12 protein-coding genes, 1 tRNA gene and 1 pseudogene are annotated in these 11,631 nt (G+C 71.4%); 8 read left to right on the top strand and 6 right to left on the bottom strand.

The window, feature by feature from the left end; all coding sequences use genetic code 11:
- Window positions 1-19 precede the first annotated feature (19 nt).
- Window positions 20-550, bottom strand: coding sequence for a double zinc ribbon domain-containing protein (locus DP107_RS07700; RefSeq protein WP_144261555.1), 531 nt, complete (start codon window positions 548-550; stop codon window positions 20-22).
- A gap of 174 nt (window positions 551-724) precedes the next feature.
- Between DP107_RS07700 and DP107_RS07705 the strand changes: the two genes are divergently transcribed.
- Together DP107_RS07705 and DP107_RS07710 are read left to right on the top strand one after the other, a co-directional pair.
- Window positions 725-798, top strand: a tRNA-Tyr gene (locus DP107_RS07705).
- Between the two features lie 258 nt (window positions 799-1,056).
- Window positions 1,057-1,533, top strand: coding sequence for a hypothetical protein (locus tag DP107_RS07710; RefSeq protein ID WP_144261556.1), 477 nt, complete (start codon window positions 1,057-1,059; stop codon window positions 1,531-1,533).
- Between the two features lie 132 nt (window positions 1,534-1,665).
- Here the strand turns inward: DP107_RS07710 and DP107_RS07715 are convergent, their stop codons facing one another.
- From DP107_RS07715 to DP107_RS07725, 3 genes are all read right to left on the bottom strand, one after another.
- Window positions 1,666-1,905: an Rdx family protein gene (locus tag DP107_RS07715; protein ID WP_144261557.1), complete on the bottom strand. Its 240-nt coding sequence runs from the start codon at window positions 1,903-1,905 to the stop codon at window positions 1,666-1,668.
- 77 nt (window positions 1,906-1,982) lie between these two features.
- Entirely contained in the window at window positions 1,983-2,870 is an 888-nt protein-coding gene (locus DP107_RS07720) for a lipoate--protein ligase family protein (protein ID WP_144261558.1), read from the bottom strand.
- A 59-nt stretch (window positions 2,871-2,929) separates the two neighbouring features.
- Window positions 2,930-3,673, bottom strand: coding sequence for a type 1 glutamine amidotransferase (locus DP107_RS07725; RefSeq protein ID WP_144261559.1), 744 nt, complete (start codon window positions 3,671-3,673; stop codon window positions 2,930-2,932).
- An 86-nt stretch (window positions 3,674-3,759) separates the two neighbouring features.
- Between DP107_RS07725 and DP107_RS07730 the strand changes: the two genes are divergently transcribed.
- A complete protein-coding gene (locus tag DP107_RS07730; RefSeq protein ID WP_144261560.1) occupies window positions 3,760-4,134 on the top strand; it encodes a hypothetical protein in 375 nt (124 codons plus the stop codon).
- Here DP107_RS07730 and DP107_RS07735 read toward each other — a convergent pair.
- Entirely contained in the window at window positions 4,116-4,595 is a 480-nt protein-coding gene (locus tag DP107_RS07735) for an RNA-binding protein (protein WP_144261561.1), read from the bottom strand. The genes DP107_RS07730 and DP107_RS07735 overlap by 19 nt on opposite strands.
- A gap of 124 nt (window positions 4,596-4,719) precedes the next feature.
- Between DP107_RS07735 and DP107_RS07740 the strand changes: the two genes are divergently transcribed.
- From DP107_RS07740 to DP107_RS07755, 5 genes and pseudogenes are all read left to right on the top strand, one after another.
- Window positions 4,720-6,585 (top strand): PINc/VapC family ATPase, encoded by a 1,866-nt coding sequence (locus DP107_RS07740; RefSeq protein WP_144261562.1) that lies wholly within the window; start codon window positions 4,720-4,722, stop codon window positions 6,583-6,585.
- A 207-nt stretch (window positions 6,586-6,792) separates the two neighbouring features.
- A complete protein-coding gene (locus DP107_RS07745; RefSeq protein ID WP_144261563.1) occupies window positions 6,793-9,180 on the top strand; it encodes a DEAD/DEAH box helicase in 2,388 nt (795 codons plus the stop codon).
- A 45-nt stretch (window positions 9,181-9,225) separates the two neighbouring features.
- Window positions 9,226-9,381 (top strand): annotated as a pseudogene (locus DP107_RS21410) (ubiquitin-like small modifier protein SAMP2); the annotation flags it as partial.
- Window positions 9,382-9,505: 124 nt separating this feature from the next.
- The gene (locus DP107_RS19925; RefSeq protein WP_185977223.1) at window positions 9,506-9,655 is read left to right on the top strand and encodes a hypothetical protein; all 150 of its coding nucleotides are present in this window, start codon (window positions 9,506-9,508) and stop codon (window positions 9,653-9,655) included.
- Window positions 9,656-9,659: 4 nt separating this feature from the next.
- Window positions 9,660-10,115, top strand: a complete 456-nt coding sequence (locus tag DP107_RS07755; RefSeq protein ID WP_338072726.1) for a GNAT family N-acetyltransferase — start codon at window positions 9,660-9,662, stop codon at window positions 10,113-10,115.
- Window positions 10,116-10,153: 38 nt separating this feature from the next.
- On the opposite strand, the gene DP107_RS07760 is transcribed toward DP107_RS07755, so the two are convergent.
- Window positions 10,154-11,587 (bottom strand): phosphoglucomutase/phosphomannomutase family protein, encoded by a 1,434-nt coding sequence (locus tag DP107_RS07760; RefSeq protein ID WP_144261564.1) that lies wholly within the window; start codon window positions 11,585-11,587, stop codon window positions 10,154-10,156.
- Between the last annotated feature and the right edge of the window lie 44 nt (window positions 11,588-11,631).

The following is an 11,631-nucleotide window of genomic DNA, read 5'->3' on the forward strand; positions in this document are numbered from 1 at the left end:
GAAGTCGTTTTCGGGCTGTTTACTGCTTGTCTAACACGTCGGCCGCGGTCGTCCGACGGCCACAGGAGGGGCAGAACGCCCAGTCGGAGCGGAGTTCGTCCCCGCACTCACAGAACACGCGGTGGCTCGCCTTCTCACCGCAGTTCGGGCAGTAAACGTGGTCCTTTGTCAGGTCTTCGCCACATTGGGCGCACGGCTTCTCACCCGCCTCGGGCTCGTTTGCGGGGTCGGGTGACGCCGTCTTACGGGTGTTCGTCTCTGCAGTAGCGTTCCCCGCGGATTCGCCGTCGAGAGCGATGTTTACGTTGATATCCTGGCCCCCGGCGGGGGTGCGGAACCCCTCCAGTCGGTCGTTGATGATAGCGTCGACGCGTTCGGCGACGAGCTCGTCGAGTGACCCCTCGGTGGTGTCCCCCGCCGACGCTCCGGTGTCAGACGGCTCCCCGAGGTACTCGCGGAGCGCCTCGCGCATGACCTCGCTCTTGGAGGCGTCGAACTCCTCCAGTTGTGCCACGAGGTCGTCGTCTGCCCGGAACGTTATTTTGCTCACGCTGTCGGATGTTGTGTGTCAGCCCATTTCAAGCTTCGCGTGCGTCAGACGTCCGTCTGTCGACGCTGACCGACGGTGTCGACGGTCTCACACGTCCGACAGCGCGTGTGTTCCGTGCCCACACCTTCGCCGGATGACAACGATTAAGGCCGTGACCGGCCCTAACTCAACCATCCGCCCTTAGCTCAGACTGGTAGAGCAGTCGACTGTAGATCGACTTGTCCCCCGTTCAAATCGGGGAGGGCGGATCCTCTTTCCGGCCGTATCACGGTTCCCGACAGTTCCAACGCCGTCCTGCGATTCCGCGCCGCGAGCGCCCCGTCTCAGTCTGGAGCGCAACAAGACTCGTAACGTACCCCTCCGCCGTCCCGGAGATTCCGTTGCTGAAACGGGGTGGCCGGCGTGAGGCGCGACTGTCCCCACCCCGTCGAGGGCGTCAACGAGCGTGGGACGCGCTACTGTCAGAACTGCGGCGCCGTCTACTGTCCCGACTCGGGGTGGTCGGCGTGAGCCTCCTCGACTTCGACGCCGAGGCCGAAGCTCGCTCGACCAGCTGGGAGCGCGCGGACCCGGACCGAGCGCTCATCGAGCGGCGCTCGTGGAACGAGTGGTCGGTGCTGCTTCCCGACGGCGAGAAGGCGCATATCTGTCGCCTCGAGCGCGACCACGGAGCGTACGTCGGCGCGTGCGACTGTCCGGGCTACGAGCATCACGACGGGCCCTGCGCGCATCTCTGCACGCTCCGGAAGGCGGAGTTCGGCCACGATCGGGATGTCGAGGGGCGGCGGGTCCGGGTCCTCGACGCCGACGAGGAGCGCGCCCAGGGAGCCGTCGAGCGCATCCGCGCCGACGGCGGCCGTCGGAGGTGGGGTCGAACAACACGGGCGACGCGAGTGAGGCGGACCCCCGAATTATTCCGATACGTGCTGGATATGTACTCGATGGTCGGTCATATGCATCGAACTCTGGTGCTGACCGAATAGTGACCGCTCGTTGAATCGTTCTGGCCTCCGCGTCGGGCGTCGCTCACTCGCCGGTTGGGCGTGGACGTCGGCGTGCTCGTCGGGCCGGAACCGCGCGCCGACGCGGGACGGTCGGGCGGCCCTGCGTCGCGGTCAGGCCAGTTGCGACCGGACCGCCGCCACCGCCTCGAACGGGTCGATACGGTCGTCCGGGTCCGTACACCAGACGCGGTCGCCGTCGACGCTCACGCAGAACAGCTCCTCGGAGGAGGGCGAGCAGCTGACGTTCAGGTCGTGTCGCTGGCCGAGCCAGTCGGCGAGGACCCGGCGGGTCTCGGTGGCCTCGCCGGCGAGCCGACAGGGGGCGCAGTACTCGATGTTGACCCGTGGCATGGACTCCACCTTTCGAATCCTCCGATATAAACTGTCGGGCGGGCGCGAACGTTGCCGCCGTCGGTGAGACGCCCGGTTCAGTCCTCGGTCGGGTCCTCGCGGTCCCGGGTCCACGTCTCGCTCCGGTATTTCGCCTCGGCCAGCTCGGCGGCGGCCGCCCGCTCCGCCTCGGTCCAGTCGTCCGTGACCCACTCCTCGCCCGCGATGGCGCCACACCACTCCCCGAGACTGTCCTCGATGACCCGCACCGCACGGTCCCGCTCCAGATTGTAGCTGTCGGTCAGCCCGACGTGCTCTGAGTCCAGCGGCACGTCCCGCTCCGTGTCGGCGTGGTCGCTCAGCCCCGTCACGCGCTCGCGGAACCGGTCGGCGTCGACGGGCGGGTCCGCGAAGCAGGCGAGATGGCGCTCGGCGCCGACCTCGAAGCTGATGGAGCCGTGCTGGACCACCGCGTCGCGGGTCCGGTACTGCGCGTTGCCCGCCAGCTTCCGGCCGCCGACGGCGATGTCGTGTGCGGGGTCGATATCCCGGAGGTAGCAGGAGGGCTCGTACAGCGCCTCGGCGGGCTCGTCGGCGAAGGCGGCCGGCACGCCGAGCTGCTCGAAGGCGTCGAACAGGGGCTCGCAGAACAGCTCGTACGTCTCCGCCAGGCTCCCCGGCACCGCCTCGGCCGGCGCGATGACGGAGTACGCGATGTCGCCGTGCGTGTCGTGGTAGATGCCGCCGCCGCCGGTCGGCCGCCGGACCACGTCGATACCCTGGGACTCGCAGAACGCCCAGTCGACCGTGTCGGGGGGCTGCCGGTAGCCCAGCGAGAGACAGGCCGGGAGCCACTGGTAGAGCCGGACCGTGCCCACACCCTCCTCGGCCGCGGTCCGGGCCGCGACCTCGTCGTAGGCCATCGCGCTCGCCCCGCCGAGGACCTCCTCCCGGATGACCCGCCAGTCGGCGTCCGTGATGCTCATACCACGAGTTGTGCGGGTACGGGAATAGCGATTGTGGCAACGGCGCTCCCGGCGGCGAGTCAGTCCACGGCAGCCCGCCCCGCGCGCAGCCGCCGGGCGTAGTCGGTGAAGTTGTCGAACAGCCGCTTCGTCTCGCACGCGCGGGCGTAATTTTCCTCCGTGATGCCGTCGAGGACGCGCTGGATCCGCTCGTCGGGCAGGTCCTTCGTCAGCGTCACCGCCTCGGCCATGGCCTGGTCGTACTCCGGGTGGGCCTGGACGCCGACCACGTGGCCCAGCCGGAAGCCGTGGACGCCGTAGTCGTTCTCGGCGATGACCTCGGCACCCGGCGGCACCTCCGCGACGGTGTCCGAGTGGGTGGTGAAGACGAGGAACGCCTCGTCCAGTCCCTCGAACAGGGGGTCGCCGTCGGTCGTCGCCTCGCCGTCGTCGATGTCGGTCCGCCGGACCTCCCGGTAGCCGAGTTCGTACTCACCCATGTCCGCGACGCGCCCGCCCAGCGCGTGCGCGAGGAGCTGGTGGCCGAAACAGATGCCCAGCGCGGGGAGCCCACGGTCGACGGCCTCCCGGAGCCACTCCGAGACCGGCTCCACCCACTCCTGCTCGGAGTCCCAGTAGACCGACACCGCCGAGCCCGTGATCACGACGCCGTCGAAGTCGAAGCCCCGCGGGAACTGGCTGTCGTTCACCTGGAACTCCGCCAGGTCGGCGTCCAGCTCCCGGCGGAAGTTCTGACTCGTCGCGCGCTCGCTGGTCGAGGCGTTCAACAGCGCGAGCCGGAGTCGGTCGTCCGCATCCGTCACGGCCGGCCGTTGCCGAGCGGCGGAAGTATACGTTTCGGCCCGGGCCCGGTCGCGGCTGTTTTCTCCCGCCCCGGCGAACTGCCGGTGTGGCAACGCTCAACCGCTGGGTCGTCGGACTCCTCGCCGCCGTCGCGGTCACCATCCCCGCACACGGGTTCCTCGTGACCGACCCGCTCCTGCTGTCGGTCCTCGCCGTCGCCTGGTTCGCTGCCGCCGTGGCGGTCTACGAACAGCGCGACGCGCTCGGACTGTTCGGCCCGGGGAACCGCTGGAGCGGGGCCTTCGCCGGCGTGACGACCTACGTCTCGGCGGTGCTGCTGGGGTCGGCCGGCCTGCCGCCGGACGAGGCGTTCGTCGTCTCGTTGACCACCCTCGCGCTCGCGGCGTTCGGGCTCGGGGCCGGGAGCGCGATGACCGTTCGCCGGGTCGAGAGCGGCCGTGGTCAGACGGAGAACTCGTAGAGGTCGTCGCCGACGTGGTGCAGCGAGTCGACGACCTTGCCGCTGTCCCCGACCATCTCGTCGCCGCTCACGTCCGCGCGGCCGACGGCCAGCACCTTCCCGTGGGTCTCCTCGGCGATGGCCACGAGATCGCCGGGGTCGATAGCGGCGTCGGCCTCGACGATGCCCGGGCGCATCACGTTCGCGCCGTCGGAGACGAAGGAGACGGCCCCGGCGTCGACGGTGACGACGCGGCGCTCGGGCGGGACCCGATTGGCGCCCTGTACCGTCAGGAACGGCTCGCCGTCGTAGAACGCCACGGCGGGCTCCCCGTCGACGAGCACGACACGGCGGTCGTCGTCGACGAACTCGACGTCCTCCCACGAGTCGCCCGCGACGGTCACGCCGAGCTGGGTCTCGATATGTTCGACGATGTCGTCGATCTCGTCACCGCGGAGATGGTGGCGCGACTTCACGTCCATGTCGGTGGCTGGGGTCGGTATCCGGATAAACGCTACCGGTCGCATCGGCGCGGCCCGGCGGCGGGGCGCCCCGCCGAGCGCCGGCATCCCGGTATCTTAAACCGGACACTACCCAAGTGAGAGTATGAACGTCGTCCCGGACACGAGCGCGGTCATCGACGGCCGTGTGTCCGAGTTCCACGAACGGGGCGAGCCCGTCGAGACGGTGTACGTCCCGGAGGCGGTCGTCTCCGAGCTGGAGTCCCAGGCCAACGCCGGCATCGACACCGGCTGGGAGGGCCTCGAGGAGCTCCAGCGGCTCGCGAGCCTCGCCGACGCCGGCGACCTGGCGGTCGAATACGTCGGCGAGCGGCCGACCAGCGACGAGATCGGCGGCGCCCACGAGGGCGACATCGACGCGGTCATCCGCGAGATCGCTGACGGGCACGAGGCCACGCTGCTCACCAGCGACGCGGTCCAGGCCGAGGTCGCCCGGGCGAAGGGCATCGGAGTCGAGTACGTCGAGGCCGAGACCCGCGACGTGGACACGCTCTCCATCGAGGCGTTCTTCGACGAGGAGACGATGAGCGTCCACCTCCGGTCGGGCGTGGCGCCGATGGCCAAGCGGGGCTCGCTCGGAGAGATGCGCTACGGCGCCATCCGCGACGAGCCCTCCTCCGAGGCCCAGCTGAAGGAGTGGGCCGCCGAGATCGAGGCGTCCGCGCGCCAGTCCAGCCAGGGGTTCATCGAGCTCTCCGAGCCCGGGATGAGCATCGTCCAGTTCCGCGATATGCGGATCGCCGTCGCGCAGCCGCCGTTCGCCGACGGCTACGAGATCACGGCGGTGCGGCCCATCGCGAAGACGGGCCTCGACGACTACAAACTGGCCGGCGAGCTCCGCGACCGGCTGCAGGAGCAACAGCGCGGCGTCCTCATCAGCGGCGCGCCGGGCGCCGGCAAGTCCACGTTCGCCCAGGCCGTCGCCGAGTTCCTCGCCGACGCCGGCTTCGCCGTCAAGACGATGGAGAAACCCCGTGACCTCCAGGTCGGGCCGAACATCACCCAGTACACCGAACTGGACGGCTCGATGGAGAAGACCGCCGACTCGCTGCTGATGGTCCGGCCGGACTACACCATCTACGACGAGGTCCGCAAGACGTCGGACTTCTCCGTCTTCGCGGACATGCGCCTGGCCGGCGTCGGGATGCTGGGTGTGGTCCACGCGACCCGGGCCATCGACGCGCTCCAGCGGCTCGTCGGCCGCGTCGAACTCGGGATGATCCCGCAGGTCGTCGACACGGTCGTCTACATCGAGGCCGGCGAGGTCCACACCGTCTACGACGTGACGACGGAGGTGAAGGTCCCCCACGGGCTGATGGAGGAGGACCTCACCCGCCCGGTCGTGGTAATCAGCGACTTCGAGACCGGCGAGGCCGCGTACGAGATCTACACGTTCAACAACCAGGTCGTCACCGTCCCGCTGGACGAGGAGAACGACGACGAGACGGGCGTCGACCGCATCGCCAAGGGGGAGATCGAGCGCGAGATCAAGTCCGTCGCCCGCGACCGCGTCGACGTGGAGATCACGGGCCGGAGCTCCGCTCGCGTCTACGTCTCGGAGAACGACATCTCCACGGTCATCGGGAAGGGCGGCGGCCGCATCTCCGACATCGAGGACCGGCTGGGGATGGAGATCGACGTCCGCACGCACGACGAGCGCCCCGACGGCGCGCGCCACGCTGGCGGTGGCGGCGGCAACAGCGGCGGGTCCGGCGGCGCGTCGGGCGGTGCCGGCGAGATCGTCACCCCCGAGGTCACCGGCCGGCACGTCATGGTCCCCGCGGAGGGCTACCAGGGCGAGACCGTCGAGATCCGGGCGGGCGACGAGTACCTGTTCACCGCGACGGTCTCGCGCGGCGGCGAGATCCAGGTCTCCCGGGGCTCGGCCATCGCCGAGGAGCTGGAGCAGGCCATCGACCGTGGCCGACGGATCACCATCGCGCCGCAGTAGCCCCCGGCCCGGGCCCGGTCGGTGTGGGGATGCCCTGTCCCGACCGCCGGATCGGCCGATCTCCGTCCCTCGGTCCACCGTTCACCGAGCCCGTCCGGACGGTCCGCACTCTCCATCCCCCGCCGTGCCGCATGGGAAACCCCTTTGTCCGGCGGCCCCTGCCTCCCGGTATCCCGCCGCGGGCACGCGGTCCGTGGCACTCATACCATGCGTGTCAACGAGGCCGTCCCCGACTTCGCCGACGTGTTCCCGTTCGAGGAGTTCAACCGCATGCAGCGGGCGGCGCTGCCCGCGGTGCTCGACTCCGAGGAGAACGTGGTCGTCAGCGCGCCCACCGCCTCGGGGAAGACGGCGCTCGCGGAACTCGCCATCTGCCGGACCCTGCGGTCGGACGGCACCGCCCTCTTCCTCGCGCCGCTGCGCGCGCTCACCAACGAGAAGGAGTCCGAATGGGAGCGGTTCGAGGACCTCGGGTATTCGGTCTACGTCGTCACGGGCGAGCGCGACCTGAACCCGCGGCGTGCCGAGCGCGCGGACGTGCTCGTGATGACACCTGAGAAGGCCGATTCCGCCACGCGCAAGCACGACACCGCCCGGCACTCGTTCATTACGGACGTGGACTGCTGCATCATCGACGAGGTCCACCTGCTGGACTCGGACAAGCGCGGCTCCGTGCTGGAGGTGACGGTCTCGCGGCTCCGGCGGCTCTGTGCCCCCCGCGTGGTCGCGCTCTCGGCGACGATGCCCAACATCGAGGACGTGGCCGGCTGGCTGGACGCCCCCGAGGACTGCACCTTCACCTTCGGCGAGGAGTACCGGCCGGTCCCGCTGCACGCCGGCGTCGAGACGTACGCCCACGGGGAGAACCCGTTCCAGGACAAGTACCGGCGGCTGTTCCGCGCGATGGACCTCGCCCAGCCCCACGTCGAGGACGGCGGGCAGGCCCTGGTGTTCGTCTCCAGCCGGCAGGACACCGTTCGCGCGGCGGAGAAGGCCCGCGACGTGGTCGCCGAGCGTGACATCGAGATGGGCGCCCGCGGCGACTACGACATGCACAGCGAGGCCCAGGACCTGAACAACGACACCCTCCGGCAGTCCGTCGTCGACGGGGTGGCCTTCCACCACGCCGGCCTCTCGCGCGAGGACAAGGACCGCGTCGAGGCGTGGTTCCGCGACGGGACGGTCCAGCTCCTGTTCTCGACCTCGACGCTGGCGTGGGGTGTCAACCTGCCCGCGCGCTGCGTGGTCATCCGGGACACGAAGCTCCATGACCCGCTGGAGGGGGAGGTGGACATGAGCCCGCTCGACGTGCTCCAGATGCTGGGGCGCGCGGGCCGGCCGGGGTACGACGACGCCGGCTACGCCTACGTCGTCTCCGACGGCGCGGACGCCCAGAAGTACCGCACCCTGCTCCGCGAGGGCAAGGAGATCGAGTCCCGGCTCGCCGAGGACCTCGACGCCCACCTGAACGCGGAGGTGGCGCTCGGCTACGTCCGCGAGATGGACGACGTGATGGAGTGGCTGGAGACGACGTTCTACTACGTCCGTGCCCAGTCCGCGCCCGACGGGGCGACCGACGGGTCCATCGACTACCCGTTCGGCGGCAACCTCCGCACCCGGGCCCGGGGGACCCTCGACTCGCTCGTCGCCGACGGCTTCGTCGAGGAGGACGGCCTGCGGCTCCGACCGACGCCGCTGGGCCGGCTCGCCTCGAAGTTCTACATGCGGCTCGACACCGCCCGCGAGTTCGCCGACCTGGCCGAGCGGGCCGCCGAACGGCCCATCGACGAGGGCGACGTGCTCCGGACGGTCGCGGCCGCGGCGGAGTTCGACTCGGTCAGCGCCCGGAAGAGCGAGCGCGACGCCGTCGAGTCCGTGCTGGGCCAGTCGTTCGCGACCGACGCCGAGGGGGAGGACCTGGAGCCGGGCAACCGGAAGGTGCTCGCCATCTGTCGGGCGGCGATGCGCGGGTCGACGCCGGGGGAACTGCAGAGCGACGCCTGGGTCATCCGGCAGAACGTCCTCCGGCTGCTGGCGGCACTGCACGCGTTCGCCCGCGAGTTCGCCGACGCCCGCGCCGCGAACCTCGTCCGCCGGGTGGAGGCCCGCGTCGAGACCGGTATCTCCGGCGATGCCGTCGGCCTCACGGCCGTCGACGGGGTCGCCCGGGGCCGCGCCGGGAAGCTCGCCGCCGAGGGGCTGACCACCCCGGCCGACCTCGTCGCCGCCGGCGTCGAGGGGCTGGTCGACGCGGGGCTCTCCGAGGGCGTCGCCGAGCGGGTCCTCCGGAACGCCCGCGACCTCCCGGTCGTCGCGGTCGACTGGGGGGACTTCCCGGACAGCATCGCGCTGGGCGAGCGCGCGATGTGCCCGGTCACCGTCCGCTCGACCGCCGGGAGCGCCCGCGCCGGCGTCCGCGTGACGGTCAACGGCCGCGAGATGTCGAGTTCGGAGACGCATCTGGGCGAGACCGAGACGACCGTCGGCCTCTTCGGCACGAGCGAGACCGACGAGCTGACCTACCGCGTGACGGTCGCCTTCCCGGACCTGCCGCTCGCTCCCGTCGCGGAGTCCCGGACCGTCCGGGTGGACTGAGGACTCGACGGACCTCACGCGCACTCCCCCGCACAACCGGCGGCCATGCGGGTCACCGCGGACGTGGTCGGCGAGGGCGAGCACGACCTCGCCCTCGCCACCGACGCCGACCTCCTCCGGGCGTGCTCGCTCTTGCCCCGCGAGGCGACCGCCCTCGTCGACGGGTCGCCGGTGCCAGCCGACGCCCCCGTCACGGCCGAGACCGTCGGGGTGTCGGGCCTGGTCCAGGGTGGCGCCGGCAGTCCCAGATCCGGCCCGTTCCGGTTCCGCGCAGCCCGACACGCTCGCCCTGCCGTTCAAGCCCGTCGAACGGTTACCGGTGGGTATGCCACTGGCGAGCCGCACGCACGACCCCGTCGGCGACCCGGCACCGGACCTCGACGCGCCCGCCCTGCTCGCGGACCCGGAGACGGCTCCGGGCGACCGGCCGACCGAGGCCGAACTGCTCGCGGTCGTCGCGGATATCGGGGCGTAGACCGATGGCGATACCCGATGGGAGCGGCGGCCGCGATTCGGGCGACGCCGACGGGGACGGCGAGGACGCCGACGGAGGCTCCAGGCCCGACCCACCCGCGGACGTGACCGTCGGTCCGGCCCGCGAGGGCGAGCGCGCGACGGCGCTCAGCATCGTCGACATGGCCGGCCTGGAGGTCGACCGCGAGGCCGTCATGGACGGGGAGCGCGAGGTGCTGGTCGCCGTGACCGACGGCCGCGTGCTCGGCGCGCTGGTGCTGGATGGGGCGTACATCGAGGCGGTCGCGGTGCGCCCCGGGCGCCGGGGCCGGGGTATCGGCAGCGCGCTGGTCGTGGCCGCGGCCGCCCGCCGTGACCGGTTAGTCGCGGAGTTCGACACGAAACTACGCGGTTTTTACCGAAACCTCGGGTTCGATACCGAGCGTATCGGAGAATCCAGATATCGCGGTGAGTTACCGTAGTCCGGGTCGCGCCCGGCGCGACCCGGACCCCTCGCCACTCACACCAGCGGCTCGACCAGCTCCCGGCCCGCGGTCAACAGTGCCGCCACCCGCCCCGGGTCGCCGGCCTCCGCGTAGACCCGCATCTTCGGCTCCGTGCCGGAGGGCCGGACCAGCAACCAGGTCCCGTCGCCGAGCAGGATCTTGAACCCGTCCACGTCGTTGACCCGGTCGACGGCGGCCCCGGCGACCCGGTCGGGGAGCGCCTCGCCCAGCCCGGCGACGACCGCCGCCTTCCGGTCGTCCGGGCAGTCGACGCTCACGCGGTCCTGGTGGATGTCGCCGTGGGCCTCGCGGAGGCGGGCGAGCCGGCCGTCGAGTGGCTCCGCGGCCTCGGCCCGGGCGGCCAGCAGCGCAAGCAGGACGCCGTCCTTGTTGCGGAGGTGGCCCCGGACGCCGAAGCCGCCGGACTCCTCGCCACCCAGCAGCGCCCCCGTCTCGGCCATCGCCTCGGCGACCCATTTGAACCCGACCGCCGTCTCCGTCACGGACTCGCCGTGGGCCTCGGCGACCCGATCGACGAGGAACGTCGTCGAGACGGTGCGGACGGCGCCGCCCGAGCGCGACCCCAGCAGGTGGTCGTACAGCAGCGTGAACAGCATGTTCGCGTCGACGTACCCCTCCGCCGGTGCGACGACGCCGATGCGGTCGGCGTCACCGTCGTTGGCCACCCCGAGGTCGGCGTCGCCGTCGGTCACCCGGGAGACGAGCGCGCTCAGCCGCTCCGCGGCAGGTTCCGGCGGCGTCCCGCCGAAGGTCGGGTCGTCGTCGGTCCGGAGCTCGACGACCTCCGCGCCCGCCCGCTCGAGGGCGCGGTCGGTCACGCCGCGCCCGCTCCCGTGCATCGCGTCGTACGCGACCGTCAGCCCCGCGAGGTCGTCGTTCTCGAGGCCGAGGAACGCGAGCAGGTGGTCGACGTACGGGCCGACGACATCGATCTCCGCGACGGTCCCCCACTCGGCCTCCGGCAGCGGGTCGGGCGCCCGCAGGGTCGCCTCCAGCCGGTCGGTCACGGTCGGTAGCGCGGGCGCGCCGTCCGCGGGGACGAACTTCACGCCGTTGTACTCCGGCGGGTTGTGGCTCGCGGTCACCATCAGCGCGCCCGCCAGGTCGCGGTCGGTGACGGTCCAGGCGACCGCCGGCGTCGGGCAGTCCCGCTCCGGGAGGAGGACGTCGTGCCCGTTCGCGCACAGCGTCCGCGCCAGCTCCTCGGCGAACCCGCGGGAGGTCGCCCGGGCGTCGTACCCCACCGCGACGGTGCCGGGCTCGCCCTCGGCGTCGAGGTGGTCCGCGACGGCCTGCCCGACCATCCGCACCCGGGCGTCGGTGAACTCGTCGAGCGTCGCGCGCCAGCCGTCCGTGCCGAAGCTGATGGCCGAGGCGTCGTCCTCCCGGCCGCCGGCCGTGTCGGTCGCCTCCCCGTCGTCGTCCATACTGGAGGGCCGCGGCCGGAGGGGAAAAAACCGGGAGTCCGGGA

This window comes from Haloglomus irregulare (genome assembly GCF_007421925.1).
Classification (GTDB): domain Archaea; phylum Halobacteriota; class Halobacteria; order Halobacteriales; family Haloarculaceae; genus Haloglomus; species Haloglomus irregulare.

What these genes read in the sequence shown, in the direction of transcription:
- DP107_RS07715 (WP_144261557.1), bottom strand. Translation starts at nt 1,905, where the DNA reads ATGCCACGGGTCAACATCGAGTACTGCGCCCCCTGTCGGCTCGCCGGC.
- DP107_RS07735 (WP_144261561.1), bottom strand. Translation starts at nt 4,595, where the DNA reads ATGGACGTGAAGTCGCGCCACCATCTCCGCGGTGACGAGATCGACGAC.
- DP107_RS07720 (WP_144261558.1), bottom strand. Translation starts at nt 2,870, where the DNA reads ATGAGCATCACGGACGCCGACTGGCGGGTCATCCGGGAGGAGGTCCTC.
- DP107_RS19925 (WP_185977223.1), top strand. Translation starts at nt 9,506, where the DNA reads ATGCCACTGGCGAGCCGCACGCACGACCCCGTCGGCGACCCGGCACCG.
- DP107_RS07760 (WP_144261564.1), bottom strand. Translation starts at nt 11,587, where the DNA reads ATGGACGACGACGGGGAGGCGACCGACACGGCCGGCGGCCGGGAGGAC.
- DP107_RS07745 (WP_144261563.1), top strand. Translation starts at nt 6,793, where the DNA reads ATGCGTGTCAACGAGGCCGTCCCCGACTTCGCCGACGTGTTCCCGTTC.
- DP107_RS07740 (WP_144261562.1), top strand. Translation starts at nt 4,720, where the DNA reads ATGAACGTCGTCCCGGACACGAGCGCGGTCATCGACGGCCGTGTGTCC.
- DP107_RS07755 (WP_338072726.1), top strand. Translation starts at nt 9,660, where the DNA reads ATGGCGATACCCGATGGGAGCGGCGGCCGCGATTCGGGCGACGCCGAC.